The sequence below is a fragment of the Pseudomonas sp. PSE14 genome (assembly GCF_029203285.1).
Classification (GTDB): domain Bacteria; phylum Pseudomonadota; class Gammaproteobacteria; order Pseudomonadales; family Pseudomonadaceae; genus Pseudomonas.
The window spans coordinates 3,096,030-3,120,728 of the sequence record NZ_CP115669.1; the positions used below are offsets into that span (position 1 = coordinate 3,096,030).

Annotated in this window: 24 protein-coding genes; 4 read left to right on the plus strand and 20 right to left on the minus strand. The window is 66.0% G+C overall.

The features are described from left to right. Positions 1 to 8 precede the first annotated feature (8 nt). Positions 9 to 464, plus strand: a complete 456-nt coding sequence (locus O6P39_RS14160) for a GNAT family N-acetyltransferase (RefSeq protein WP_275607137.1) — start codon at positions 9 to 11, stop codon at positions 462 to 464. A gap of 160 nt (positions 465 to 624) precedes the next feature. On the opposite strand, the gene O6P39_RS14165 is transcribed toward O6P39_RS14160, so the two are convergent. Beyond that, positions 625 to 1,038, minus strand: coding sequence for a glycine zipper domain-containing protein (locus O6P39_RS14165; RefSeq protein WP_275607138.1), 414 nt, complete (start codon positions 1,036 to 1,038; stop codon positions 625 to 627). Positions 1,039 to 1,233: 195 nt separating this feature from the next. Beyond that, positions 1,234 to 2,817 (minus strand): amidohydrolase, encoded by a 1,584-nt coding sequence (locus O6P39_RS14170; RefSeq protein WP_275607139.1) that lies wholly within the window; start codon positions 2,815 to 2,817, stop codon positions 1,234 to 1,236. A 142-nt stretch (positions 2,818 to 2,959) separates the two neighbouring features. Between O6P39_RS14170 and O6P39_RS14175 the strand changes: the two genes are divergently transcribed. Next, positions 2,960 to 3,898, plus strand: a complete 939-nt coding sequence (locus tag O6P39_RS14175; RefSeq protein WP_275607140.1) for a LysR substrate-binding domain-containing protein — start codon at positions 2,960 to 2,962, stop codon at positions 3,896 to 3,898. Positions 3,899 to 3,939: 41 nt separating this feature from the next. Here O6P39_RS14175 and O6P39_RS14180 read toward each other — a convergent pair whose 3' ends face one another. The 5 genes from O6P39_RS14180 to O6P39_RS14200 all read right to left on the minus strand — a co-directional run bounded on the left by O6P39_RS14180 (position 3,940) and on the right by O6P39_RS14200 (position 12,234). After that, the gene (locus O6P39_RS14180; protein WP_275607141.1) at positions 3,940 to 8,322 is read right to left on the minus strand and encodes a response regulator; all 4,383 of its coding nucleotides are present in this window, start codon (positions 8,320 to 8,322) and stop codon (positions 3,940 to 3,942) included. A gap of 39 nt (positions 8,323 to 8,361) precedes the next feature. Beyond that, a complete protein-coding gene (locus O6P39_RS14185; protein WP_275607142.1) occupies positions 8,362 to 9,486 on the minus strand; it encodes a two-component system response regulator in 1,125 nt (374 codons plus the stop codon). Positions 9,487 to 9,648: 162 nt separating this feature from the next. Continuing rightward, positions 9,649 to 10,065: an SRPBCC family protein gene (locus O6P39_RS14190; protein ID WP_275607143.1), complete on the minus strand. Its 417-nt coding sequence runs from the start codon at positions 10,063 to 10,065 to the stop codon at positions 9,649 to 9,651. Between the two features lie 97 nt (positions 10,066 to 10,162). After that, on the minus strand, positions 10,163 to 11,173 hold the full coding sequence (locus O6P39_RS14195) for an aldo/keto reductase (protein ID WP_275607144.1): 1,011 nt from the start codon (positions 11,171 to 11,173) through the stop codon (positions 10,163 to 10,165). Positions 11,174 to 11,337: 164 nt separating this feature from the next. Then, complete coding sequence (locus tag O6P39_RS14200; protein WP_275607145.1) at positions 11,338 to 12,234, minus strand: LysR substrate-binding domain-containing protein; 897 nt, start codon at positions 12,232 to 12,234, stop codon at positions 11,338 to 11,340. Between the two features lie 125 nt (positions 12,235 to 12,359). Here O6P39_RS14200 and O6P39_RS14205 point away from each other — a divergent pair, with 125 nt between their 5' ends. Then, positions 12,360 to 13,151, plus strand: coding sequence for an SDR family oxidoreductase (locus tag O6P39_RS14205; protein WP_275607146.1), 792 nt, complete (start codon positions 12,360 to 12,362; stop codon positions 13,149 to 13,151). Between the two features lie 275 nt (positions 13,152 to 13,426). Here O6P39_RS14205 and O6P39_RS14210 read toward each other — a convergent pair whose 3' ends face one another. From O6P39_RS14210 to O6P39_RS14250, 9 genes are all read right to left on the minus strand, one after another. Beyond that, on the minus strand, positions 13,427 to 14,611 hold the full coding sequence (locus O6P39_RS14210; RefSeq protein ID WP_275607147.1) for an MFS transporter: 1,185 nt from the start codon (positions 14,609 to 14,611) through the stop codon (positions 13,427 to 13,429). Further along, complete coding sequence (locus tag O6P39_RS14215; RefSeq protein WP_275607148.1) at positions 14,608 to 14,973, minus strand: adenylate cyclase; 366 nt, start codon at positions 14,971 to 14,973, stop codon at positions 14,608 to 14,610. The genes O6P39_RS14210 and O6P39_RS14215 overlap by 4 nt, the downstream gene beginning before the upstream one ends. Next, entirely contained in the window at positions 14,970 to 15,908 is a 939-nt protein-coding gene (locus O6P39_RS14220) for a cyclase family protein (protein ID WP_275607149.1), read from the minus strand. Before O6P39_RS14220 ends, O6P39_RS14215 begins: the two co-directional genes overlap by 4 nt. A 20-nt stretch (positions 15,909 to 15,928) precedes the next feature. Continuing rightward, on the minus strand, positions 15,929 to 17,050 hold the full coding sequence (locus O6P39_RS14225) for an alkene reductase (RefSeq protein ID WP_275607150.1): 1,122 nt from the start codon (positions 17,048 to 17,050) through the stop codon (positions 15,929 to 15,931). Next, a complete protein-coding gene (locus O6P39_RS14230; RefSeq protein ID WP_275607151.1) occupies positions 17,043 to 18,011 on the minus strand; it encodes a TIGR03571 family LLM class oxidoreductase in 969 nt (322 codons plus the stop codon). Before O6P39_RS14230 ends, O6P39_RS14225 begins: the two co-directional genes overlap by 8 nt. Before the next feature lie 5 nt (positions 18,012 to 18,016). Continuing rightward, positions 18,017 to 18,820: a 2,5-didehydrogluconate reductase DkgB gene (gene dkgB, locus O6P39_RS14235; protein ID WP_275607152.1), complete on the minus strand. Its 804-nt coding sequence runs from the start codon at positions 18,818 to 18,820 to the stop codon at positions 18,017 to 18,019. A gap of 143 nt (positions 18,821 to 18,963) precedes the next feature. Beyond that, positions 18,964 to 19,446: an SRPBCC family protein gene (locus tag O6P39_RS14240; RefSeq protein ID WP_275607153.1), complete on the minus strand. Its 483-nt coding sequence runs from the start codon at positions 19,444 to 19,446 to the stop codon at positions 18,964 to 18,966. Further along, complete coding sequence (locus O6P39_RS14245) at positions 19,430 to 19,786, minus strand: metalloregulator ArsR/SmtB family transcription factor (protein WP_275607154.1); 357 nt, start codon at positions 19,784 to 19,786, stop codon at positions 19,430 to 19,432. The genes O6P39_RS14240 and O6P39_RS14245 overlap by 17 nt, the downstream gene beginning before the upstream one ends. Before the next feature lie 130 nt (positions 19,787 to 19,916). After that, the gene (locus O6P39_RS14250) at positions 19,917 to 20,285 is read right to left on the minus strand and encodes a helix-turn-helix domain-containing protein (RefSeq protein WP_275607155.1); all 369 of its coding nucleotides are present in this window, start codon (positions 20,283 to 20,285) and stop codon (positions 19,917 to 19,919) included. A gap of 73 nt (positions 20,286 to 20,358) precedes the next feature. Here O6P39_RS14250 and O6P39_RS14255 point away from each other — a divergent pair, with 73 nt between their 5' ends. Next, on the plus strand, positions 20,359 to 20,910 hold the full coding sequence (locus O6P39_RS14255; RefSeq protein ID WP_275607156.1) for a carboxymuconolactone decarboxylase family protein: 552 nt from the start codon (positions 20,359 to 20,361) through the stop codon (positions 20,908 to 20,910). Between the two features lie 230 nt (positions 20,911 to 21,140). Here the strand turns inward: O6P39_RS14255 and O6P39_RS14260 are convergent, their stop codons facing one another. The 4 genes from O6P39_RS14260 to O6P39_RS14275 all read right to left on the minus strand — a co-directional run bounded on the left by O6P39_RS14260 (position 21,141) and on the right by O6P39_RS14275 (position 24,590). Then, the gene (locus O6P39_RS14260) at positions 21,141 to 21,533 is read right to left on the minus strand and encodes a GFA family protein (protein ID WP_275607157.1); all 393 of its coding nucleotides are present in this window, start codon (positions 21,531 to 21,533) and stop codon (positions 21,141 to 21,143) included. Between the two features lie 143 nt (positions 21,534 to 21,676). After that, complete coding sequence (locus tag O6P39_RS14265) at positions 21,677 to 22,933, minus strand: FAD-dependent oxidoreductase (RefSeq protein WP_275607158.1); 1,257 nt, start codon at positions 22,931 to 22,933, stop codon at positions 21,677 to 21,679. A gap of 47 nt (positions 22,934 to 22,980) precedes the next feature. Then, complete coding sequence (locus O6P39_RS14270; RefSeq protein WP_275607159.1) at positions 22,981 to 23,739, minus strand: SDR family oxidoreductase; 759 nt, start codon at positions 23,737 to 23,739, stop codon at positions 22,981 to 22,983. Positions 23,740 to 23,810: 71 nt separating this feature from the next. After that, the gene (locus O6P39_RS14275) at positions 23,811 to 24,590 is read right to left on the minus strand and encodes an SDR family NAD(P)-dependent oxidoreductase (RefSeq protein WP_275607160.1); all 780 of its coding nucleotides are present in this window, start codon (positions 24,588 to 24,590) and stop codon (positions 23,811 to 23,813) included. Positions 24,591 to 24,699 lie beyond the last annotated feature (109 nt).

Here is a 24,699-nt window from a genome sequence, read left to right on the forward strand (position 1 = left end):
ATCGCCCCATGACCGACCTGACGTATCGCCCTGCCGTACCTGATGACGCTGCCCTGTGCATCACGATCCGCGGACTGACGAGAGAAAACGCCTTTTCCGAGGAGGAGCTGCGTGCATTGGGCATCACCGCCGAGTCATGGAGCCGTGGTATCCAGGATGGCAGTTGTCCCGGCTTTGTAGCCTGCCGGGAAGGCCAGATGATCGGCTACTGCTTCGGCGACGTGGAATCCGGTGAGATCGTCGTTCTCGCCCTGCTCCCCGCCTACGAGGGACAGGGAATCGGCAAGACCTTGCTCGGACTGATGATAGAGACGCTGGCGCGCCAAGGATTCAAGCGCCTGTTCCTGGCCTGCTCCAGCGATCCGAAGGTTCGCTCCCATGGTTTCTATCGATACCTGGGCTGGGTGCCGACTGGGGAACGGGATGAGTACGGCGACGACATCCTGGAACTCTCGGTCCACTGATCGCTGCTGCTTGTCTTCAGCGGCGTCGTCCACTCGGGCGACGCCCTCAGTTCCAGCCAGACTTCGCCTCCCCTGGAATGGAGAGCTCTTCTGCCTCGTACTCAGGCTGCAGGGCCATCGAAAGATGGCCTGTCAGCGTGAGTGTCCAGGCTCCGTGGCCCTACTTGTGCTTATGTTTGTGCTTGTGGCTCGACTTGTGGTTGTCATGGTGGTCGTTGTCATCGGCCAGGCTATTGCCAACGGCGCTGCCCGCAGCACCACCCAGGCCGGCACCGATCGCGCCGCCCGTGGAGCCCCCCATGCTGTTGCCGATCACCTGCCCACCGGCGGCGCCAAGCCCGCCACCGATGGCCGCTTCGGTCTTCTTGCCGTCCTTCGCCGTCACCGCGCCACCCGCGGCGCCACCGACGCCTGCGCCGATCGCCGCGCCGGTGCTTCCACCAACGGCCTGACCGACCACACTTCCCAGGGCCCCACCCAAGCCGCCGCCGACCGCCGTGTTGGCGGTTTCACCCGCAACGACGCCCTGTGACGCCAGAATGGAAAATGCCAGTGCAGTGAATGATTTGCGCATGATTCAAGCCTCAAAGTGTATACATGAGGCAAAAGTCTGTAGGACGAAACGCGGCAGGACAACGCGTCTTCGGCTATTCATGGACCTGAGTCAATAATCCTCCGGGACAAATGGCCGCCCGTCGGGCCAGCGCCCCCGCGCAACCTGCCAGCACCCGGCTCAATGCCGGGTGCCAGTTTCGTCAGTCCTCGGTGCTCACTCATCGTCCCGCGCGGGAATCCACCACTCCTCGCCCCGCACCGTGCGGATGTACTCCGGCCAGCGGAAGCGGTGCGGCACCTGGAAGTCCTTCGGCAACAGCGGCGCCTGCCACTGCGTGCCGCCAATGCCACCACCGGTGCGTTCGTTGAACTCGCGGGTGGCCTCGGCCAGCAGGTCGGGCTCGGTGAACAGTTCGATCAGCGTGCTGCCGATGGTTTTCGACGCCACCTCGATCATCGGGTCGATGGTCTCGCGGATGCCACCCAGGGCGTTGGCGACCCAGTCCGGGTAGGTGTAGCCGGCCGGCGCCGACAGCATCGGCCGCGCCACATACAGGCGCACGGTCGGGCAATGCCAGGTGTACTCGGGGTAGTCGTCCGAGGTCAGGTACTTCTGCCAGGCCGGCATCTGCAGGCGCAGCTGACGCTCGCACTCTTGGGGTTCGACCAGGGCTTCGGTGGCCGGCAGGAAGGGCTCGTCCATCGGTTCGAGGCCGAGGTTCACCTGGATTTCGCGAGCAACCGCAATCGCCGCCTCGCCCCAGGTCGGCGCGCCTATTTCGGCCAGGTTGTCGTAGCAGGCCTGGGCCAGGGCGTGGTTGGCCAGGCCGCCGCGGGATTTGCAGACCCAGGTCTTCTTCCATTTGCAGCCGGTGGCCAGTGCGGCAGCGGCCGCGTTGTTGTCCATCACCGTGGAGATGGTCTCGGCCTGCTCGATGGAGTCGCAGCGCAGCAGGTACTGGATCTGCGAGATGTGCGGCGGCAGGTTGTCGGCGGTAGCTTGGCCGGCGGTGAGGATGGCTTCGTTGAAGCTCCACAGCCCGGTGAAAGGCAGCGTCGAGCGGCGCAGACTTTCGTTCAGGGTGTAGAAGTGCACCAGCGCGTCGTTGGCGCCCGGCGCACGGGCCGCCAGGTGGTTCTGCGGGATCGGGCTGTAGCGGTCGGCGGCGATCCAGTTCTGCGGGTCTTCGCAGGTGAAGGTGTAGATGTACGAATAGGCGATGCCGCAGTGGGTGTCCCAGGTGGTGGTGTTGTTCAGCGGCAGCATGTAGGTGGGGTGGAAGCTGACGGCCGCGTCGATGTCGTCGTAGTAGCCCTTGGCGGCATGCACCGGCTTGGAGGCACGGAGCTTTTCCGCCGGCTCGCCGAAGAACTTGAGGGTGCCCTTGATGCCGAACTCCAGCATCGCCGCCTTGGCCGCCAGTACACCGCCCAGGGCGCTCATGCCCAGCGCGGAGTGCGGGTCGGTGTGGCCCGGCGCGTACTTCGACAGGCCCTCGCGCGGCATCGGCCGGGTCGCCGCCGCCTGGCAGTTGCCGGGTACCGCGTCGTACTCGGCGTAGGTGGCGAGCACCGGGCCTTCGCCATTGCTGAAGATAGCGACGAAGGCGGTGGGCATGCCGCCGCTGCCCTCTTCCACCGTGAAGCCTTCGCGGCGCAGCAGCTCCACGTACCAGGCGCAGGACTTGTACTCGCGGAAAGCCGGCTCGGCGAAATGCCAGATCACCTGGTGCCAGTCGGACAACTGCTGGCGGTGCTCGTCGATCCACTGCTGGACGTAGGCCTTGAACTTCGACATGGCGGGCTTCCTCATCGTTGCCTGTTGTTGTTGTCGTGTGGCCTAGTATTGGTGAAGCCAAACTCACAACAAGCGAAACAATTTGGCCTCTTTGTCCAGATAGTTTCACCATTCACCGGTAAGACACCGGCCAGGAAGCCCCATGCACTTTCCCTCGATGACCGCCCTGCGCGCGCTGGACGCCGTGGCGCGGCTGGGCAGCGTGTCCGCCGCCGCCACGGAGCTGAACCTCACCCGCAGCGCGGTGAGCCACCGCATCGCGACCCTGGAGGAACGCCTGGGCTTCGCCCTCACCGAGCGCACCGGGCGCGGCATCCGCCTCACCTACCGGGGCGAGCGCTACGCCCGCGACGTGCGGCGCATCCTCGCCGAGGTGCAGTTGGCCGGCAGCAGCTTCGACGAGCAGCAGGTCATCGGCCGCCTGTGCGTCAGTTCCAATCCAGGGTTCGCCACCTACTGGCTGTGCCAGCACCTGGGCGACTTCCTCGCGCAGTACCCGCAGGTGCAACTGCACGTGGTCACGCCCCGCGTGCCGCAGGACACCAGCGCGGCGGAGGCCGACCTGTTCATTGCCTACGGCGCCGGCGACTGGCCCAACCAGATCGTCGAGCCCCTCGTCGCCCTGCACTTCTTCCCGGTCTGCAGCCCCCGCCTGCTCAACGTCCGCAACAGTCTGAAGTCCCCGGCCGACCTGGCCGGCCATACCCTGCTGCACATGAACGACTTCGCCGATTGGCGCCTCTGGCTGGGTGCGGTCGGGGCGCGGGACATCGAGTTCACCTCCGGCGTGCTGTTCGCCGACGCCACCAGCACCATCGCAGCCTGCATCGCCGGCCAGGGCGTGGCCATCGGCGACAACCTGCTCAGCGGCGACGCCCTGAGCCGCGGCCTGCTGGTGCGCCCCTTCGACATCACCATCCAGTCCAACCGCAACTACTACCTGGTGACCGACCCGGTGAAGGCCGAACGCGCCGTGGTGAAAGCCTTCAGCGAATGGCTCAAGACCCGCGTCGCCGCCACCACCCAGAGCGCCATCGACCTGGACCAGCCGCCGCTGGTGTTTCCGCAGGAGACCCCGTGAGCCGGGCGGCAGCGCCGGCCCGGTGACCTTGTGCCCACCGACTACTGGGCTGCAACCGGAATCCCACCCAGTCGCTCCAGGGCCAGGTCGTAGTCGAAGTCTTCGATAGCCGTGGCCAGCTCCCGCAGGGCCGCCAGTTCGTCCTGGCCCCGGTAAAGGCTGCAGAGTCGACCGACAAGCTCCCCGGCGCGGGTGTCGCTGCGCATCAGCAGCTCCCGCAACTGGCGCATCAGGGCCGCGGCCTGGCCCGGATCGGCAGCACCAGCCACCGATTCGGCCTCGGTACTGGCAAGGAAGCTCGCGAGTCCGTTCTGCACAGGTGTCAGCTCCGTCTGCACATCCCCCAGCAGCTCGGCGATGCGTTCTGCGGGCGCCTGTATACGGCAGCCCTCCTCCAGTGCCGCCGCGGCACTCGCCAGCGCGGCAGCGCCAATGTTGGCGGCTGCGCCGCGTAGCGAGTGGGCGGCCCTGCGTTCCGCCGTCGGGTCGTCTTGCCCATCGATGGCCTGGAACTGCGCGATGAAGTCGCCGTAACTGGACTGGAACCGGCGCAGCAACCGCTCATAGAGCGCCTGCTTGCCGGAGCAGGTCACAAGGCCGGCTTGCACGTCGATGCCGGGCAGGCTGACTTCCTGCGGTTTCGTTTCGCTCGGCACCTGCACAGCCTTCGACCTCTGCGCGCGGTACGGGGGCAACCAGCGGGACAGGGTGAGGAACATCGCCGGCGGGTCGATCGGCTTGGCGATGTGATCGTTCATGCCGGCCAGCAACGCCTCTTCCCGGTCGCCGGCCATGTTGTTGGCGGTCATCGCGATGATTGGCAACTGGCTCAACTCCGGACGCTGGCGCAGCGCGCGGGTCGCCGAATAGCCGTCGAGCACCGGCATCTGGCAGTCCATGAGCACGCCGTCGAAAGCCTGGTCGGCCGCCAGGCGATCGAGTGCCTCCTGACCATTGCAGGCCAGCACTACTTCGATGCCGGCGTCACCCAGCAGCTCCAGGGCCAGTTCCTGGTTCAGCTCGTTATCCTCCACCAGAAGCACGCGGCTGCCGGCAACATCGGCCAGGGCCTCCGCCGTGGCGCTTTCCCGCTCGCGGCTGCGCGGCTCGGCGGTGCTTTCCCTGCCCAGGGCGATGTTGATCGCTTCCAGCAGGGTCGAGGGCGTTACCGGTTTGGTCAGCACCGTGCCCAGTTCGACACCCCGGTCCTGCGCGGCATCCAGGGCTTCTTCGCGGCCGAAGGCGGTCACCATGATCACCGCCGGAACGCTCTCGCAATGGCCCGTCTGCAAGCGCGCGACGACCTCGATGCCATCCACCACCGGCATCTGCCAGTCGACCAGCACGAGTTGATATGGAAGGCGCTTCTGCTCGGCCTCGGCGATCCACTCCAGGGCTTCAGCGCCGTTGCGCGCGATGTCCACCTCCAGCCCGTAGCTCAGCGCCATGCCCGAGAGGATCTCGCGGGCCGAGGCGTTGTCATCCACGACCAGCGCCCGCACACCGAGCAACTCGTCCGCCCGCAGCATGCGCCGTGGCGCAGCGGCCGGGTGGGCGCCGAAGCGTGCATGGAAATGGAAGACCGAGCCCTTGCCCGGCTCGCTGTCGACCCAGATGCGTCCGCCCATGAGCTCCACCAGGCTCTTGCAGATCGACAGCCCCAGGCCGGTGCCGCCGTAACGGCGCGAGGTCGAGGAGTCGGCCTGGATGAAGGACTGGAACATGCGCCCGCACTGCTCGGCTGTCATGCCGATACCGGTGTCGCGAACCCAGAAGTGCAGCTCCGTCTCGTCCTCGCCGAGCGCGACCGGCTCGATGCCGAGAACGATCTCTCCGTGCTCGGTGAACTTCACCGCATTGTTGCCCAGGTTGAGCAGGACCTGGCCCAGGCGCAGCGGATCGCCCACCAGGGCCGTGGGCAGATCGTGGCTGAGCTGGAACAGCAGCTCCAACGACTTCTCTTCCGCCTTGAAACCGACCAGGCCGGAGAACTGTTCGAGCACGTCCTCCAGGCGGAACTCGACATGTTCCACCGACATCATCCCGGCCTCGATCTTCGAGAAGTCGAGGATGTCGTTGATGATGCCGAGCAGCCCTTCGGCGGAACGATGCACCTTCTGCACGTAGTTGTGCTGCCGCGCGTCGAGCCCGCTCTTCAAGGCGAGGCTGCTCATGCCGATGATCACGTTCATCGGCGTGCGGATTTCATGGCTCATGTTGGCCAGGAACTCACTCTTGGCCCGCGTCGCCTCCTCGGCCAGCTCCTTGGCGCGGCGCATCTGCTGCTCGGCCAGCTTGCGCTCGGTAATGTCGTACAACCAACCCAGCACGGCGAATTCACCGTGGTGGCGGATGGGCAGGTAAGTCGCCTGGATGTCCCGCTCGCCCCCCTTGCGGTCGTACAGGCGTACCTCGCGCTCCAGCATCCGCTCACCGGCAAGCATGTGGCTCCAGATCGTCTCGCGCTCGGCCGGGTCGACATAGAGTCCGCGCGCCTCGTCGCCAGCCTGGAGCCCGAAGTTCTCATGGAAGGCTGGATTGACCAGATGCAGATGCTCCTGGGTCGAGATAGCAACGCTGACCGGGCTGCAGTCGAGGATGTACTGCAGGCGCTTTTCGCTCTCCTGCAGGGCCGCTTCCATAGCGCGCCGTTCGCTGATGTCGCGCACCGAGGCGCACACGCAGACGCCGTGGCCGAGCAGGTCCGGCAGCGGCGCCAGGGCGATCTCCACGGAGAACCGGCTACCGTCCTTGCGCAGGCCATGCAGGTCGGCGATGCCCCGGCCCATCTGGCGGCTACCCTGCTCGTCCATGAAGCCGTGGCGCTGCTGCACATGGTGCTCGCGATGAACCTCGGGCACCAGTTCATCCACCGAGCGCCCGAGCAGCTCGCCCTGGGCATAGCCGAACAAGACTTCCAGCTTGGGGTTGGCCAGGATGATCCGGCCGCTCTGCTCCACCACCAGCATGCCGTCGGGCGCCGATTCGAGGATGCCCTGGTACCAGGCCTTGGTGGCCTGGATTTCCTGCTGCTGGGACTCCAACTCCTGCTTCTGCGCCTGAAGGTCGGCGGCCTGGCGCTCCATCAGCTCGGCCTGGGTCAGGGTTTCCGTCAGCAACTGCTGGGTGCGCGAGGTGCGTTCGAGGATTTCCAGGTTCATGGCGAGCAACGGCAGGAATTCGTCGAGCAGCGTGCGTCGGCTCGGGCTGAAACCTTCCAGCACCTCCAGCGCGAGCACGCCCACCAGGCGCTCGCCGTGTATCAGCGGCAGCACTTCGAGGAACTGCGGAGGCGCGTATTCTCCCTCCAGGGCGCGCTCGGGATTACGCAGGTGGATCGGCTGCCGCTGTTTCGCGCACTGGCCGATCAGCCCCTGTCCCACTGGCAGGCGCCGGGGCAGATCGGCCGGCGCCGCGTAGCTGCCCAGCAGTACCAGTTCATGGCTGTCCTCCTCATGGACATGCACCGAGGCGCGGCGCAGCCCCAGGGGCGGAGCCAGTGCCGCCAGGGTCCGGTCGCCCAGTGCATTGGAGCCGGCAACCGACTGCATTTCGCTGCTCAGCGTCGCCACCTGGGTCTTCACCCAGCGCTGGTTGGCCATCTGCCGGGCCTCGGACTGCAACGCGGTGATCGCCCGCGCCATCTCGCCGACTTCGTTGGGGTAGTCCTGGAACGGGACATCCACCCCCAGTTCTCCCTTGCTCAGGGCATCCACCGAGTAGCGCAGCAGGTCGGCCGGGCGGCGGATCGACAGACTGATCAGGATGCCGAACAGCACGCCGCCGCCCACGCCCAACGCCAGCAGCCAGAAGGTCAGCTGGACGCTGTGGTGAAAGCGTTCCGAGGCGAGATTGACCTCCAGGTCCGCCCCCTTGCGCTTGATCTGAGCCACCTCGGCCAAGGCCTGGTTGGCCACCTCGGCAGGACGCTGCAACGCCGTGGACGAGAGCAGCGAGATAGCCGCAAGGTCGGTAGGCTTTCCTTCACCGGCAGGCTGGTCGTTCAGCTCCACCACCCGATCCACCTGCGCCTGGTACTCCTCGTAGGCGGATTCGAAGCGGATCAGTTCCTGTTGGGCGCGGGCTCGAGAGATGAGCGGGCGGGCCTGTTCGATTTCCTCGCGCAGGGTCGCCTTGCCTTCGTTGAAATCCCTGATCGCCTGCTCTCTCCCGCTCTCATTGGTGGCGAGCACGATCTGCCGGACGTTTCTACCCATACCCGCCAGCGCGACGCGGGCCGCCTCGATGTGCGAGAGGCCGAGCATTTCCTGCTCGTAGATCTGGTTGATCTGTTCGTTCTGCTTGCGCTGGACGTTCAGGCTGTACAGCCCGAGGAACAGCGCGAGCAGCAGGATGCCACCGAAACCCAGCACCAACCGGGTACGCAGCCGCAGACGCTGAAGATAGTCGAGCGGTGTCACCATCGTGCCGCCTCCTGGCAGAGCTGGCGTGTTTCGGCCGGGTCAGGTCTTCCCGGCCAGATCGCTGTCACGGTCGCAGAAGCGCTCGGCGATGCCGCGGAACTCATCCTGCAAGGCGATGAAGGCATCGACGATGTCCGGATCGAAATGCAGGCCGCGCTGGGAGCGGATGAACTCCGCGGCGCCCTCATGGGGCATCCCGGTCTTGTAGACCCGCCGGCTGATCAGCGCATCGTAGACATCGGCCACCGCCATCAACCGTGCCGACAGCGGAATCGCATCGCCCGCCAGACCCTGGGGATAGCCCGAGCCATCCCATTTCTCGTGATGTCCATAGGCGATCTGCTTCGCCAGCCGGAGGAAGGGAACATCCATGCCCAGCCGCGCCTCTGCCGTCTCCAAGGCCTCGAGCCCCAGCGTGGTGTGCGTCTTCATCAGCTCGAATTCCTCGGCGGTGAGGCGGCCGGGCTTGAGCAGGATGTGATCCGGGATACCGACCTTGCCGATATCGTGCAGCGGCGCCGACTTGAACAGCAGGTGGCGGGTTTCCTCATCCAGTTCGGCGGCAAAGCGCGGATGCTGTTTCAGGTGTTCGGCCAGTGCGCTGACGTAGTGCTGGGTGCGGCGGATATGGTTACCGGTTTCGTTGTCGCGGGTCTCCGCCAGGGAGGCCATGGCCAGAATGGTCACGTCCTGGATGGCCGCCACCTCGCGGGTGCGCCGCTGCACTTCCTGTTCCAGGAAGTCATTCTGGTCGCGCAGGAAGTCGTTGGCAGCCTTGATGCGCAGCTGGTTGTCCACGCGCATCAGCACGGTCGGTGGGTTGATCGGCTTGGTCAGATAGTCCACCGCGCCGAGCTCCAGGCCACGCACCTCGTCATCGGTGGCGCCCTGGGAGGTGATGAAGATCACCGGGATATGCCGCGTGCCCGGCTGCTCCCGCAGGCGCCGACACACCTCGAAGCCGCTCATGCCCGGCATCATCACATCCAGCAGGATGAGGTCCGGTGGTTCGTCGGAACTGGCGATCTGCAAGGCCTTCTCACCGCTCCTGGCGGCCTTGACCCGGTAAGGCAGCTTGAGCAGCTCGGTCAGCAGCGTGAGATTCTCGGGCGTATCGTCGACGATCAGGATCGTCGGCCTGACAACGGGACCAGGTGCATTCATTGACCATCCTCCGCCGAAGTGGACGCGCCCGCGGCAGATCCAGCCCTGGCGCAGCCGAGAGTATAGCCACTGCCCTGGCCGGCGACGGCGCATCATCCGGGCCCGGCAAAACGAAAAAAGCCCCTTGCCTGGGCTGGGCAAGGGGCTTTTCTTCGAGGGCGATCAGCCTTCCAGGCTTTGCTTGAGCGCCGCCAGGCCATCGACATAGATGCCGGTGAACAGCGTGGTGGCTTCCGCGTCGCTGATGCCTTCGGGGGTGAACGAGCCAAACCATTCCACGCGGGCGCCCTTGCCATCGCTGCCAGCCGCCACACGCAGGGTCGACTGGTAGTCGCGCACCGGCGCCGGGCCCTGGAGGATGGTGTAGCTGTAGCTGCGGCTGGCTTCGTTGAAGTCCAGCAGGCGCTCGATGATGGTGTCGCCGTCGACGCTCTTCAGGGTGCGCACGCGGCCCCCTTCGCTGAGGGCGCTCTGCGGGATGAAGGGCAGCCAGTCGGGCAGCGAATCGAAGCCGCCGATCAGTTGCCAGACCGTGTCGGCGTCGGTGTTGAGATCGATGAATGCAGTGGCCTTGGCCATGATGTTTCTCCCGGGGCTCTGGCCCCAATGATTCGATGATTCAGTGAACTGAGGATTCGAGGCTGGCCGCCGGGCCTTGTGCCCGGCGGCGCGGAGGTCAAACGGTGGGGACCGGCGCCACGGCGCTGATCAGGCCCTGGGCGCGCAGGTCGTTCCAGAACGCGGCCGGGATGGCAGCGCTGAGCGCGGCGTGGTCTTCGTTGGCGTGCAGCGGGCGGGTCGAGCCGGGGATCGCGGCCACCACGGCCGGATGGGCCAGGGCGAACTGCAAGGCAGCAGCTTTCACGTCCACGCCATGGGCACGGGCCACTGCGCGGATGCGTTCGAGCTTGGCCAGCACGGCCGGGCTGGCCTTCTGGTACTCGAAGTGCTCGCCACCGGCGGTCACACCGGAGCTGTACGGGCCGCCGACGACGATGCCGACGCCCTGCTCCACCGCCTGCGGCATCACGCGTTGCAGGGCACGCTCATGGTCCAGCAGCGAGTAGCGGCCGGCGAGGAGGAAGCCGTCCGGGCGCGGCTCGTCCAGGTCGAGGGTCAGTTCGATCGGCTCGACGCGGTTCACGCCCAGGCCCCAGGCCTTGATCACGCCCTCTTCACGCAGGCGGGTGAGGACACGGAAGGCGCCGGTGCGGGCGATCTCGAACTGGGTCAGCCATTGGTCACCGTAGAAGTCCTGGGCGATGTCGTGGATCCAGACGATGTCCAGGCGGTCGGTGCCCAGGCGCTTCAGGCTGTCTTCGATGGAGCGCAGGGTGGCGTCGGCGCTGTAGTCGTTGACGATGCGGTTGCGGTTGCCGTGTTCGAACAGGCCGCTCTTCTCGCCCAGTTCGCGGGCCGCCGGGTCTTCCAGTTCGTCGAGGATGATGCGGCCGACCTTGGTGCTGAGTACGTACTCGTCACGCGGGCGGTTGGCCAGGGCGGCACCCAGGCGGATTTCGGAAAGGCCGGCGCCGTAGAAGGGCGCGGTGTCGAAGTAGCGCACGCCGTTGTTCCAGGCGGCGTCGACGGTGGCCTGCACCTCCTCGGCGGGCACGGCGCGGAACATGTTGCCCAGCGGCGCGGTGCCGAAACCAAGGCGGGTGGGGATCAGGGACTTGAGACTCATGACGGGGTTCTCCGGGTTGGGGGGAGTCGCTTGTGAACTCCAGTGGCGGCAATCCTATGCCCGCCCAACCGAGACCGTCCAAGTCATAATTCGACAGACTTGAGACCCATCATGTCATATCCCTCACCCTGCCCCGCCCTGGTGATTTTGCCGGGAAGCGCCGCTCAGGCTTGCGAGCAGGCCAGCACCATCTCGCGGAACTCGCTCACGATCGGCCGCAGATCAACCCGGTGCCAGGCCGCCCACAGGCCGGTGCTCTGCCCCAGCCACGGCAGCTCGCGCAGCACCACGTTGGGATTGCGCTCGCCGCCGATGCTCTGCTGGATCAGCGCCAGGCCCAGGCCGGCGGACACCAACCCGAGGGCGCTCAGCGGCTCGGCCGCCTCCAGGCGTATCTGCGGGGTGAAGCCGGCTTCCACGCAACTGGCCAGGAACTGCTCGCGACGGCTCTGCTGCAAGTGACCCTCGACCATGATCCAGTCCTGCTCGTGCAGGTCGGCCGGCTCGATGACGGCCTTGTCGGCGAGGGGATGCCCCAGCGGCAAAGCGAGGTGCAGCGGGTCGTTGAACACCGGCGAGGCCAGCAGGTCCGGGTCGTCGGCCATCGGCGGCTCGCAGACCAGGGCGATATCCAGGCTGCGCTGGCGCAGGCCTTCGAACTGCTCCTGGGCCGAGAGGTTGTAGAGGGCGATGTGGATGCCCGGCCGCTCCTCACGCACCCGGCGCAGCGCATCGGGCAGCACTCCGGCATGGATGGCATGGCTGACGTAGCCGACGCACAGCCCACCCGTCTCGCCCCGGCCCAGCCGGCGGCCGAGGGACTCCAGGCGCTCGGCGTGCTTGAGCAGCGCCTTGGCCTCATGCAGGAAAGTGCGTCCATCGGACGTCAGGCGCAGTCGCTGTTGGCTACGCTCGAACAGTTGCAGGCCGAGGCGCTCCTCCAGTTGGGCGATCTGCCGGCTCAGCGGCGATTGGGAAATGTGCAATTGCTCCGCCGCCTTGCCCACGTGTTCGACTTCGGCCACGGCAACGAAATAACGGAGCTGTCTGAGATCCAGCATATGACCTTCTAGGACTCAAGTATGTCGAATTAAGTTATGTACGATCTTACAGGCCACCCCTAGGATGCCGCCAGATCCAGTCGATTACCGGCGCATCCCGCGCCCCCTGGATGAGGATTACCAACATGCAGATCGATCTCGGCGGCAAGACCGCCATCATCAGTGGTTCCACCGGCGGCATCGGCCTGGGCATCGCCCGCCAGCTGGCCGCTTCCGGCGCCGAAGTCGTCATCGTCGGCCGCAACGCCGCCTCCGTGGACGAGGCCGTGGCCGGCATCCGCGTAGCCAAGGGCAAGGCCCGTGGCGTAGTCGCCGACCTGGGCAATGCCGCCGGCGCGCAAACCCTGTTCGCCGCCGAGCCCCACGCCGACATCCTGGTGAACAACCTGGGCATCTACAACGATGTCGATTTCTACGACACCGACGACCAGGACTGGCTGGACTTCTACGAAATCAACGTGCTTTCCGGCGTACGCCTGGCCCGCCACTACACCCCCGGCATGGTCGAGCGCGGCTGGGGCCGGGTGATCTTCCTGTCGTCAGAGTCGGGCGTCGCCATCCCCGCGCAGATGATCAACTACGGCGTCACCAAGGCCGCCAATCTGGCCGTTTCCCATGGCCTGGCCAAACGCCTGGCGGGCACCGGCGTGACCGTCAACGCGGTTCTCCCCGGTCCGACCTTCACCGAAGGCGTGGCCAACCTGGTGGCCGACGCCGTGCGCGAGTCCGGCCGTACCCCGCGCGAGGAAGCCGACGCCTTCGTACGCCGCGAACGTCCCAGCTCGATCATCCAGCGCGTCGCCGAAGTCGACGAAGTGGCGGCCCTGGTCACCTACGTCGCCTCGCCCTACTCCTCCGCCACCACCGGTGCGGCACTGCGCGTGGATGGCGGCGTGGTGGACAGCCTGGCGATCTGAGCCGACTACCTCAGGCGTCACCTCGTCTGATCCGCTGAACCAAGCCCCGGCCAGCAGGCCGGGGCTTTTTGTTTGTGCGCGCATCACGCAGGCACTTGTTTCAACCCGAGCCGCGCGGTCCTTTCCCTCCCCCATCGAGCCAATGACCCCGACATAGCACAACAAGAACGCCCCGGACGCGACGCGCCCGAGGCTGAAGACCACCAGCAATAAGGGAAACGAAAAAAGCCGCCTCGCATGGAGACGGCCTTCTCGAACAGCCTTCGCGAGCGGAATCAGGCACTGTCGCGCGACGCGCTATCCGCCGTTTCAAGCGTGACCTTCTGCGCCTTCCCCAGCCATACCAGCAGCAGCCCGGCAGCGGCCAGCAAGCCGCCGGCCATTGGCACCGCTGCGTAGCCAAGATTCAGGCTGATTACCCCACCGCCCAGTGCCGCGCCCACGGCATTGCCAAGGTTGAAGGCACCCACGTTGATCGACGAGGCAAGCCCCGGGGCCTCGGCGGCGGCGTGCATCACGCGCATCTGCAGCGGCGGCACCACGGCGAAGGTGGCCACGCCCCACAGCAGCAGGCCCACGGCAGCGCCCACATGGCTGCTCAGGATCAGCGGCAACAGCAGCATGATCACCGCCAGCGCGCCGAGGAAGATGCGTGCCGAGCCATCCAGCGACCAGTCGGCAAGACGGCCGCCCAGGCTGTTGCCGAGGGTGAAGCCGACACCGATCAGCACCAGCGCCAGGGTGACGAAGCTGTTCGAGGCGCCGGTCAGCTCGGCCAGCACCGGGGCGACGTAGGTGTAAAGGGTGAACATCGCGCCCGCACCCAGCACCGTGGTCGCCATCGCCAGCAGCACGCTGGGCCGGGCAATCACTGCCAGCTCACGGCGAACGTGAGGCACCATGCCGCGTTCGCCCTTGGGCAAGGCGAACCACAGCGCCGCCATGGCCAGCACACCGAGCCCGGCGGTGCCGGCGAAGGCCAGGCGCCAGCCGACCTGCTGGCCAACCCAGGTGGCCGCCGGGACCCCGCCGATGTTGGCGATGGTCAGACCCATGAACATGGTCGCCACCGCGCTCGCCCGTTTGTCCCTGGGCACCACGCTCGCCGCCACCACCGCGCCAAGGCCGAAGAAGGCGCCATGGTTGAGGCTGGTGACCAGCCGCGAGGCGAGCAGCGTGTAGTAATCCGGCGCCATGGCCGAAAGCAGGTTGCCGACCGTGAAGATGGCCATCAATGCCATCAATGCGGCGCGCTTGCCGAAGCGACTGAACAGCAGGGTCATCACCGGAGCGCCGACCATGACGCCGACCGCGTAGGCAGTGACCAGCATCCCCGCCGTGGGGATGCTGACCTGCACGCCATCGGCGATCACCGGCAACAGCCCCATCGGAGTGAACTCGGTGGTACCGATGCCGAACGCGCCAATGGCCAGGGCGAACAGAACCCGACCGGATTTCATTTTCCGCTCTCCTGGGCCCCGTATTCGGCGGGGTCGATTTCCGTCAGCGGGCCCTGCATGCGGTAGAAGCTGAGGTCCGTGGCAGTGAAGAACGCCTGCGAGCGCCCGTTGGCGAAGTCGTCGACGTGCACCACGGTAGCGCCGTCGGCTTCCTGCCAGGAGATCACGTAGACGCCATCGCCAATTTCCTGCCACTGGCAGGCCGCCTCGCCACGGGCACCGGCGTAGGGGCCGGAGACGATGGCGTAGCGGATGCTGTTACCGTCCGCCGAATAGAGGTTGTGGGCGGACAAGCCGTCGTAGTCGACGCGGAAGCCCCGGCCGGCGAATAGCGGGCGCGAGGTTTGGTCAGGTTTGCTCATTTGATCGCCACCGGATTGATGTTGACCTGGGTTGAACCGACATACAGCGGCTGACCGAGGACGAAGAGGAACTCCCAGGCCTGGTCGCGCACCAGGGCGCGGCTGTCGATCAGTTCCAGGTTGTAGATGCCGCGCTTGGCGAGCAGGTACTGGTTGACCGGGAACTCGTCCTTGCCATGGGGATTGGGGTAGACCTCCGAGGCCCAGGTGTCGCCACCGAAGGCGACGATGCCCTGGTCGGCCAGCCACTTCGCGGCCTCCATGCCGATGCCTGGCTCGACTTCGAGGAACTGTTGGTTGTCCTTGCCGATCAGTTCCAGCCAGCCGGTGTTGAACAGCACCACGTCGCCCTTGCGCAGGGTGAGGCCTTCCTTCTTCAGCACCGCCTGGATGTCGGCGACGCTGAACTCCGTGCCGCCGGGAACGATGGCCTTGCCGTAGTGCGCGGTCATGTCCAGCACCACACCACGGGTCACGAACGGCGGGACCTTCTCGACGCCGAGCTTCTTCACCCCTTCCACGGTGACGAAGTCGGCGGCCTTGTTGCCGTTGTAGTAAAGGTTGTCGATCCCGATGTGGCCAATGCCGTTGAGCTGGGTGCCGACGCCAGTCCAGGCGTTCACCAGCTCGTCATTGAAGGTGAACTTGTTCGGGCCGAGGGACTGCCCACCCTGCTCGCCCGGCTGGATGTTGTAGAGGTGGAAGCTGCGGTGGCGGAAGGCCGGCAGGTTCTTGTCCACGGGCACGGCCAGCGGGTAGGTCTTGCCGGTCCTGACCAGTTGCACGGCCTGCTTCGTCACTTCGGGGGTCAGCAGGTTAGCGGCACCGATTTCATCGTTGGCGCCGTAGGCGGATGGGTACCAGTCCGCGGCGGAAGCAGTCTGCACGGCCAGCGGCAGCACAGCGGCCAGGGTGAGTGTTGCAAGGGCTTTCATCTTCGAATTCCTGGGTGGGTTCAGGCGGTCGCGGCGACGGCCAGGCTGGGGTAATCGGTGAGGCCATGGGCACCACCGCCGAACAGGGTTTCGCGCTGGTGCGGGTTGAGCGGCGCGCCCTGGCGCAGGCGCTCGGGCAGGTCGGGGTTGGCGACGAAGGGCCGGCCGAAGGCGATCAGGTCCGCCCAGCCTTCGTTCAGCGCGGCGTTGGCGCGCTCGGCGGTGTACTTGCCGGCGTAGATCAGGGTGCCGGGGAACACCTCGCGCAGGCGCTGCTTGAATTCCAGTGGCATGTGCGGGGCGTCGTCCCAGTCGGCTTCGGCGATGTGGATGTAACCCACGCCGATCTCGCCCAGCAGACGTGCGGCGGCGAGATAGGTGGTTTGCGGATCGGCGTCGACGCAGCCGTTGAGGGTGGTCAGCGGCGCCAGGCGAATGCCGACGCGGCTCTTGTCGCCGGTGCCTTCGATCAGCGCCTGGGCCACTTCGCCGAGGAAGCGCAGGCGGTTCTCCAGCGAGCCGCCGTACTGGTCGGTACGGTCGTTGGCATTGGAGTCGATGAACTGGTTGACCAGGTAGCCGTTGGCGGCGTGCAGCTCGACACCGTCGAAGCCGGCAGCCATGGCATTGCGCGCGGCCTGACGGTACTCATCGACGATGCCCTGGATTTCCTCGGTCTTCAGCGCACGCGGCTTGGAGGCCTGGACGAAGCCGGGGGTGCCGTCGGTCTCGGCGACGAAGACGTTGACGCCCTCGGCCTGCATGGCCGACGAGGATACCGGCGCCTGGCCATCGAGCAGGCTGATATGGCTCAGCCGGCCGACATGCCAGAGCTGCGCGAAGATGCGCCCGCCAGCGGCGTGCACCGCCTGGGTGACCTTGCGCCAGCCGGCGACCTGTGCCGGCGAATGGATGCCTGGGGTCCAGGCATAGCCTTTGCCCAGCGGGGAAATCCAGGTGCCCTCGCTGACGATCAGGCCGGCGCTGGCGCGCTGGGCGTAGTACTCGGCCATCAGCTCGTTGGGCACGTCGCCCGGCTGGCTGGCGCGGGAGCGGGTCATCGGCGGCATCACGATGCGGTTGGGCAGTTCAAGGCCGCCCAGGGAATGGGGTTGGAACAGCGGGGATGCATTCTCAGACATTGCAGATCTCCTCCAGCGGCGCGGCCGCCGTGGTCGATTGGGCATGGAATTCGGGCAGCACGCACTCGGCGATCTCCTGCAGGGTCTCGTCGAGGGGCCGCAGGTTGCGGCGCAGTTGCAGGCCGACGTGGTCGACGCCGGCGGCACGCAGCGCACGCAGTTCGGCAGCCAGCGCGTCACGGCCGCCACGGAAACCGAAGCGCCAGCGCCGCAGGGGCTCGTCGGCGCGCTCGGCCAGGTCCAGGTGGATGAAGCTCGAATAGGGTTTGGCTCCGGCCACCGCACGCCAGTTGGCGACGCGACGCTGGTGGTCTTCCGGCGTGCCGGGATAGGCCAGGCAGCCGTCGAGGTTCGCGCCGATCCAGGCCGGGCTCTGCTGCGCCAGCCCCGCCACCAACAACGGCAGCGGTGAAGTCGGAGCAGGCAGCACGGCCATGCCTTCGGGCAGGCTCGACCGCGCGGCATCGCGCAGCAGTGCGATCTGCTCGCGGAAGTTGCCGCCGCGGCCTTCGAAGTCGCGGCCGAACAGCGGGTACTCCACCGGCCGGTCGCCACTGGCCACGCCGAGCAGCAAGCGGTCGCCGCTCAGGCGCTGCACGGTCGCGGCCGACTTCAGGGTCAGCAGCGGCTCGCGGATCGGCAGCACCACGGCAGCGGTGCCGAGCAGGATGTCGCGGGTGACGCCAGCCAGGTAACCGAGGTAGGAAAACACCTCGAAAACCTGGGCGGCATCGCCGAACGACGGGTCATAGAGTGGGACGTCGCGCACCCACAGGGCACGGAAGCCGAGGCGGTCGGCAAGCTGGGCGAGCTTCGCGTGCTGGGCCAGGTCCGGTTCGCCGTGGCGGCGTCCGGCCTGCTGCCGCGCCAGTTCACCGGCGGGCGTCCAGTCGTTGTCCAGCGGAGCTTCGAGGCCGACGCTGAAGCCGCCGGCAGTCAGGCGATCCATAGGTGCGGACATGGCGATCAATCCCAGATCGGAGCCAGACCTTCCGGGCTGACTTCACGGCCATTTCGCTCCAGCGTGGCGATCTTCGCCATGTCGTCGGCATCCAGGCGCAGCTCCTGGGCGAGCAGGTTGCTGGCCAGGTTCTCGCGGCGGGTCGAGGACGGGATCACCGCGTAACCCAACTGCAGCGCCCAAGCCAGCGCGACCTGCGCGACGGTGGCGTTGTGCTTGGCGGCGATCTCGGCCAGCAGCGGGTCCTTCAGCACCTTGCCGTAGGCCAGGGTCATGTAGGAGGTGACCTTGATGCCCTGCTCTTTCAGGAACGCGGTCAGGGCCGGGTTCTGCAGGTAGGGGCTGAGTTCGATCTGGTTGGTGGCGATCTCGCCCTCGCCCACGGCGGCGATGGCCTGGCGGGTCAGCTCGATGTTGAAGTTGGAGATGCCAATCTGGCGGGTCAGGCCCAGCTTCTTGGCTTCGGCCAGCGCAGCCATGTACTCGGTCAGCTCGACGCCATTGCCCGGCGCAGGCCAGTGGATCAGGGTCAGGTCGACGTGGTCGGTGCGCAGCTTGGCGAGGCTGTCGCGCAGGCTGGGGACCAGCTTGTCGGCGGCGTAGTTCTCCACCCAGATCTTGGTGGTGAGGAACAGCTCGGAGCGCGGCACGCCGCTCTCGGCGATGGCCTGGCCGATGTCGGCCTCGTTGCCGTAGATCTGCGCGGTGTCGATGGCGCGGTAGCCCAGCTCCAGCGCGGTGCGTACCGAATCGATGACGGCCTGGCCAGTCAGGCGGAAGGTGCCGAGGCCGAAGGAAGGAATGCTCATGTTGGGGCTCCAGGAAGGTTGATCGTTCCAATGGAGCCCAGTCTGCCGGCTTCGCTGTCAGCGATTAAGGCGCCGGAGCGGCAAAGTCTTTTGACTTCAAATCATGAGTGGTTGAATTGCACGTGATTCGAACGCAAATCTGATCACCCCAGCGTGGCGGCGAGTTCTTCGAGCTGGGTGATGACAGTGTTCCAGCCGTCGAAGAAGCCCATCTGCTCATGCTGCTCCCGCGAAGCATCGTCGGGGTGCATGACGTGGGCGGTGTAGCGGCAGCCGGCGCTTTCGTCGGTCATCGTGATGATCGCGGTGAAGCCCATCCAGGGCGTGTTCGGCCGCCAGCCTGCGGTGAGCATCGAGGTGAACACCAGGCACTCGCCCGGTACGACTTCGAGGAAGCTGCCGGGGTTGTCACTGACGCCGCCATCCGGCCCTTTCATCAAGGTATGGAAAGCGCCGCCGGGCTTCAGGTCGAAGGCCAGTACCTCGGTGGTCCAGGGCTTGGGGCACCACCACTGCCTGAGCAACTCGGGTTCCGACCAGGCGCGCCACAAGGCGCTGCGCGGGGCGTTGAGCACACGGGTGATGATCAGGTCGCGCGAGTCGTCGCGTTCAGTGTTCCGGGTCATGGTCCTGCTCCTCTTGGTGAAGTTGTTCGACGAATTCGGCCATGCGATCCGAGCGCGCTTCCCACAGGGCACGCTGCTCGGCGAACCATTGCTCGGCCTGGGCAAGCCGTTCCGGCACCAGCTCGCAGGTGCGGGTCCGACCGTTCTTGCGGCTGCGGATGAGCCCGCTGCGTTCGAGCACCGTCAGGTGCTTCATGAAGGACGGCAGCGCCATGTCGAACGGCGCCGCCAACGTCGACACCGACTGCGCGCCGAAACCGAGCGCGCCGATAATGGCGCAGCGGGTGGGGTCCGCCAGCGCCTGGAACACGTCGCTGATTGCCGCTTCATAGTTAGCCATATGGCTAACTATAGGCCAGTGGTGGGCTTTGCCAAGGACTTTTTGCGGGCGGCCGGAAAATCAGGGTTCGATTGTCTATGCATGAAAGGGCCGTTTCCGCCCCATAGCGGCCGCTATGTGCAGGCTGTTTCTATGGCGCTAAATCAGTGTTCGTTCCTTCTCTGGCCCGTTCTGTTACATCAAGGGCATCTGCCCATTTACTGGCGAAAAAGTAGAGAGGAGTAATGACCTCGGATAATTCAGTACCGAGCGGCGTCAACGAGTAGCCATCGCGACATGATGCGATGATGCCGGCCTCCCGAAGCTCATTGACCCGGCTTTGGAGAACCGTGGGTGAGATATTTCCTGAAGCGGCTCTCAACGCCCTGGAATTGAGCGCCCCGCCACGCAGTTCCCACAGAATTCTCAGCGCCCACTTCTGACCCAACAGGTCCAGCAGAGCCATGATCGGGCGACGGCGGAGCGGCATCAGCGGGGCAGAGGAAGAATCATCATTCATGCTGATAGACCTTGATTGCTACGTTATTCGTAGCGAGCATCGCCGCTACATTATTCATAGCGGAAGATACACCATGGCTCGTATCGAGGCACTCAGCAAACCATATCCGGAAGAAGTGCAGGCAGCATTCGACAGGATCATGGGGCCTGGCGTACCGCCGCTGGCCCTGTTCACCACTCTGGCGAGCAGTGATCGGGCATGGAAGAAATTCCGCGGTGGTTCGCTGCTGGACTCGAGTCCGCTGACACTCCGTCAGCGCGAACTGGTGATCGACCGCGTCTGCGCTCGCACCGGTTGCGAGTACGAATGGGGCGTCCACGTCATGGCCTTCAGTCAGACGGCCGGCCTCTCGAAAGAAGAGGTTTCCGACACCCTGGAGTGCCCGCTCAACGTAGAGAAGTGGAGCGAGTCGGACGCCGCACTGCTGTTGACGATCGATGCGCTGCACGACCGCGCAACGCTCAGCGAGGAAGAGTTCGCCAACGTCAAGAAGCATTTCGACGACAATCAGATTCTCGAGATTCTGATGCTCGCCGGCTTCTACCGCACGGTTTCCTACGTGGCCAACGGTCTCAACCTGCCGCTGGAGCAGTTCGCCGCCAAGTTCAGCGACTACCGCAAGTAACCTGAGAGAAAAAGCAGGGAAAAAGGGGAAAGATTTATTTAAGCACTCTACTCCTGACCTCCAAGAGGGCTTTAGAGTAGAAAAATAAATCTGTCCCTTTTCGTTCCTCTTAACGCTGATCGGCACCCTCGCCGGGCACCCCGTCGAACACCTCGAATGCATCCACCGCGACGGCGAAGTCTGCCGTTTCCACCTGAAGAAGCAGGCGGAAGACGACTCACACTGACGGCCTAGTCTTCGGAACGCTCAGTGCTATCCCGGTCTCGCTCGTAGTGCCGCGAAAGCGGGAACGCTGGCAGCCAGGCCTCGCGGCGGATGGTCCAGAGTTCGTAGGTGGGCTTGAACTGGTCCGGGGCATCCAGCGAGCCCAGATTCACCTCGATTTCATCGCCGCTGCGCCCGAACACCGACGACCCGCAACGGGGACAGAAATGCCGCCCGGCGTACTCATGGGTTTCGCCTTCGACCGTCACCGCATCGTCGGGGAAGATCGCCGACGCATGAAACAGCGCGCCATGATGCTTGCGGCAGTCCAGGCAGTGACACAGGCCGACCCGATAGGGGCGCCCCGTGGCCACAAGGCGGACGTTGCCGCACAGGCAACCACCGGTGAATCGTTCCATGCTGCACCTCCTCTGACATCGAGTGTCAGGGCTGTTTACCAGAAAGCCCGTCGGGCCTCGCGAACCGCCATTATCCCTGGATTACCGGGAGCGGCGGAAAGGCTGTGATGCCGAGTCAGGCGGAAGCATGAAACGCTCACACCTTACAGCGTTGCCTCGACGGCACGAGCCCAGGCCCGCAGGGCATCGCAGGCGGCCAGGGCAATCTCCTCATCGCTGCGGCCACTGAACTGCCGCTCCACCGCATCCGCCGCGATCAGCCCGGCGACCGTGGGTTTGCCGACCGCATCGGTCAAGTCCAGCCATTCGACCCAGCTCGCCGGCGTGTCGTACCAGCGCAGATAGCCGCTCGGAGAGCATGGCCACCAGCGCTGGTCGAACTGCAGCACGACCTTCTCCAGCGTCCCCATGCCCAGATGGGACAATGCCTCCCGTTGGGGCTGCGGCAGCTCGGGGAGGAACTCCAGGGTCTTGAGCACGCCGAGCGGAACGGTGCAGATGCAGAAGTCGCCGCGCTCGTCATTCACGCGCACGTCGCCGTCGCGCCAGTCGATCCGCGTAACGGGTTGCCCGAGCCGGATGTCGAGCCCGGTCGCCAGATGGTCGATGACCTGGCGATAGCCGTCGGGAAGGAAATGATCGTCGTTGCCGACCCCCTCCTCGTCGAGCGACTCCACCGACAATTCCGCCAGCGGCCGGCAGGCCTCGATGATCAGGTTGCCGTCGATGGCGTAACGCGTCGCGCGCGCCTGCTCCGGCGTCAGACCGGCCAGGTAGCGCTCAACGCCCTCGGCCAAGGGAAGACGCCGATCTATTCCCTGGCGAAGCGCCTCCCAGGCGGCCTCGATGCCATCGACCGGTCCGTCGCTGGCCGCCGCCAAAGGCTGGTTGAAGTCAGTCCCGACCAGGCGCACCCCGAGCCGTTCCGCCTCGCGGGCCACGGCGTTGTCGCCGAACTGCTGCAGCCAGGCGGCGCCGACATCCACGGTCACCGGCCCCAGTTGCAGGCTGTGCGTGCGGCCGCCAATGCGCTCCCGCGCTTCGAGCACGACGCAGTCGATACCCTGCGCGCCAAGGTGGCGGGCGGCACCCAGGCCCGCACATCCGGCGCCGATGACGATGACTCGCCGGGCGCCGGCACGCACCGCCAGGTCCGCCGCGCGAACACCGTCGTCCCAGGCGCCGTGGACCATGGCCGGCGCCTTGGGGTTGCAGGCCTCGCCCGCGATCACCAGGCGACCGCCCATGCACTCGCCCAGGACTGCGCGATGCGCTGGCGTCGCGCCGGGCAGAAGCATGCTGTACGCCCCCAGGGAATACGGATCATGGCTCCAATGGGTGACGTGCCAGGCGATGGGTCGGTGCACAAGCGACTCCTTTTCAGGGTGCAGGTTGTTCATGGACGAGAGCTTCCTTGCGGCTCGGATGGCTGGGGGAATCGGGACGCTCAGTTGCCGGCGGACACGCCGCGATCGATCGCCAGGTCCGCCCCCGTGATCGAGCGCGCATGCGGCTGGCAGAGGAAGAACACCAGTTCGGCCACTTCGCCGGGCTGGATGAACGCGGCCCTGTCACCCTGGGGATACTTGGCGAGCAGCTCGCGATAGTACCCCTGGGGGTCGCCGGCACCGTAGCGCTCCGCCTGGAAGCGCAACATGGGCGTCTCGATGTCGCCCGGCGACACCGTGTTGCAACGAACGCCGAAAGGCGCCAGGTCCAGGGCCAGCGTCTTGCTCAGCAAGGTCACCCCGCCCTTGCTCGCGCAGTAGGCGGCGGCATTGCGGTTGCCCTGGCGGCCGGCATCGCTGGAGATGTTCACGATCGCCCCTTCGCTGTCCTTGAGATGCGGAATCGCCGCCGAGCACATGAAGAAGGTGCCCTTGAGGTTGACGTCCAGAACGATATCGAAATCCTCTTCACTGCTGGCCTCGACCGGCCCCTCGCGCCATACTCCGGCGGCATTGACCAGCGCATCGAGACGCCCCGTCGCCTGCACCGCATCGGCCACGACCCGCCGGCACTCGGCGGGCTGGCGAATGTCTCCCGCGCTGTAGCCGGCCAACCATTTCGACTCGTCCAGGCGCCGTAACGCCTCGTCGTCCAGGTCGGTGGCGAACACCTGCCACCCTGAAGCGGCGAAGCGTTGCACCAATGCCTGCCCCACGCCGCCGCAGGCGCCGGTTACCAGAACCACTGGCTTGCTCATCGATATCTTCCTTCAAGAACTCGGGCGCGAACCGACAGCCGCACCAGGCGACCGGGTAAGCGCCTGGACGCTCATGGCGCCTTGTTTTCGATCAGGCAGTTGCCGCCGTCGACGACCAGTACTTCACCGGTCACATAACTCGCCTCCGGCGACGCCAGGAAGGCCACCGCGGCGGCGACTTCCTCCGGGCGCCCGGCCCTGCCGACGGGAGTATGACGGCCGGCGACGGCCTCCTCTTCGGTGGAGGATTCGGTGGCGATCCAGCCGGGCGCCACGCTGTTCACAGTGATGCCGTATCGGGCGACTTCCAGCGCCAATCCCATGTTCATCCCCACCATCCCGGCCTTGGCCGCGCTGTAGGCCGCCTCGCCGGGGTTGCTGCCGCGGGTGCCGGTGGTGGAGCTGATCTGCACGACCCGTCCGTAACCCCGAGCCTGCATGCCCCGCAGTACGCCGCGGGTCAGCAGGAAGGCGGTGGTCAGGTTCCGGGACAGTGACAGGTTCCATGCGGCGAGGTCGGTATCGGCCACATCGGCGAAGGGCTCCGGACTGCCCTGCATGGCCATGCCGGCGTTATTGACCAGGATGTCGATCCGGCCCCAGACGGATTCGGCCCACTCCACCAGCGTGTTCACCTGGGCCTCATCGGTAAGGTCCGCCGTGCGTCCTTCGACCTCGAAACCTTCGGCGCGCAGCTGTGCCACACGGTCGAACAGGCGGGCGCTGCTGGCGGTAACGATGAGCTTCACCCCGCATTGCCCGAGCCGCCGGGCGATCGCCATTCCGATTCCCTGTTCGCTGCCGGCGCCGCTGATCAACGCGACCTGGCCCTGCCATTGTGCATTCAGCATCTCAGCCTCCTTCGATTGCGATAGTGCGAGCCAGATTAGGCTCGTCCTGGCCATCGAAAAAGACGATTACCATCAGTTATTCTGACAACCGACCAGGCTCGCATCGGGT

What these genes read in the sequence shown, in the direction of transcription:
- O6P39_RS14160 (WP_275607137.1), top strand. Translation starts at nt 9, where the DNA reads ATGACCGACCTGACGTATCGCCCTGCCGTACCTGATGACGCTGCCCTG.
- O6P39_RS14165 (WP_275607138.1), bottom strand. Translation starts at nt 1,038, where the DNA reads ATGCGCAAATCATTCACTGCACTGGCATTTTCCATTCTGGCGTCACAG.
- O6P39_RS14170 (WP_275607139.1), bottom strand. Translation starts at nt 2,817, where the DNA reads ATGTCGAAGTTCAAGGCCTACGTCCAGCAGTGGATCGACGAGCACCGC.
- O6P39_RS14175 (WP_275607140.1), top strand. Translation starts at nt 2,960, where the DNA reads ATGCACTTTCCCTCGATGACCGCCCTGCGCGCGCTGGACGCCGTGGCG.
- O6P39_RS14180 (WP_275607141.1), bottom strand. Translation starts at nt 8,322, where the DNA reads ATGGTGACACCGCTCGACTATCTTCAGCGTCTGCGGCTGCGTACCCGG.
- O6P39_RS14185 (WP_275607142.1), bottom strand. Translation starts at nt 9,486, where the DNA reads ATGAATGCACCTGGTCCCGTTGTCAGGCCGACGATCCTGATCGTCGAC.
- O6P39_RS14190 (WP_275607143.1), bottom strand. Translation starts at nt 10,065, where the DNA reads ATGGCCAAGGCCACTGCATTCATCGATCTCAACACCGACGCCGACACG.
- O6P39_RS14195 (WP_275607144.1), bottom strand. Translation starts at nt 11,173, where the DNA reads ATGAGTCTCAAGTCCCTGATCCCCACCCGCCTTGGTTTCGGCACCGCG.
- O6P39_RS14200 (WP_275607145.1), bottom strand. Translation starts at nt 12,234, where the DNA reads ATGCTGGATCTCAGACAGCTCCGTTATTTCGTTGCCGTGGCCGAAGTC.
- O6P39_RS14205 (WP_275607146.1), top strand. Translation starts at nt 12,360, where the DNA reads ATGCAGATCGATCTCGGCGGCAAGACCGCCATCATCAGTGGTTCCACC.
- O6P39_RS14210 (WP_275607147.1), bottom strand. Translation starts at nt 14,611, where the DNA reads ATGAAATCCGGTCGGGTTCTGTTCGCCCTGGCCATTGGCGCGTTCGGC.
- O6P39_RS14215 (WP_275607148.1), bottom strand. Translation starts at nt 14,973, where the DNA reads ATGAGCAAACCTGACCAAACCTCGCGCCCGCTATTCGCCGGCCGGGGC.
- O6P39_RS14220 (WP_275607149.1), bottom strand. Translation starts at nt 15,908, where the DNA reads ATGAAAGCCCTTGCAACACTCACCCTGGCCGCTGTGCTGCCGCTGGCC.
- O6P39_RS14225 (WP_275607150.1), bottom strand. Translation starts at nt 17,050, where the DNA reads ATGTCTGAGAATGCATCCCCGCTGTTCCAACCCCATTCCCTGGGCGGC.
- O6P39_RS14230 (WP_275607151.1), bottom strand. Translation starts at nt 18,011, where the DNA reads ATGTCCGCACCTATGGATCGCCTGACTGCCGGCGGCTTCAGCGTCGGC.
- dkgB (WP_275607152.1), bottom strand. Translation starts at nt 18,820, where the DNA reads ATGAGCATTCCTTCCTTCGGCCTCGGCACCTTCCGCCTGACTGGCCAG.
- O6P39_RS14240 (WP_275607153.1), bottom strand. Translation starts at nt 19,446, where the DNA reads ATGACCCGGAACACTGAACGCGACGACTCGCGCGACCTGATCATCACC.
- O6P39_RS14245 (WP_275607154.1), bottom strand. Translation starts at nt 19,786, where the DNA reads ATGGCTAACTATGAAGCGGCAATCAGCGACGTGTTCCAGGCGCTGGCG.
- O6P39_RS14250 (WP_275607155.1), bottom strand. Translation starts at nt 20,285, where the DNA reads ATGAATGATGATTCTTCCTCTGCCCCGCTGATGCCGCTCCGCCGTCGC.
- O6P39_RS14255 (WP_275607156.1), top strand. Translation starts at nt 20,359, where the DNA reads ATGGCTCGTATCGAGGCACTCAGCAAACCATATCCGGAAGAAGTGCAG.
- O6P39_RS14260 (WP_275607157.1), bottom strand. Translation starts at nt 21,533, where the DNA reads ATGGAACGATTCACCGGTGGTTGCCTGTGCGGCAACGTCCGCCTTGTG.
- O6P39_RS14265 (WP_275607158.1), bottom strand. Translation starts at nt 22,933, where the DNA reads ATGAACAACCTGCACCCTGAAAAGGAGTCGCTTGTGCACCGACCCATC.
- O6P39_RS14270 (WP_275607159.1), bottom strand. Translation starts at nt 23,739, where the DNA reads ATGAGCAAGCCAGTGGTTCTGGTAACCGGCGCCTGCGGCGGCGTGGGG.
- O6P39_RS14275 (WP_275607160.1), bottom strand. Translation starts at nt 24,590, where the DNA reads ATGCTGAATGCACAATGGCAGGGCCAGGTCGCGTTGATCAGCGGCGCC.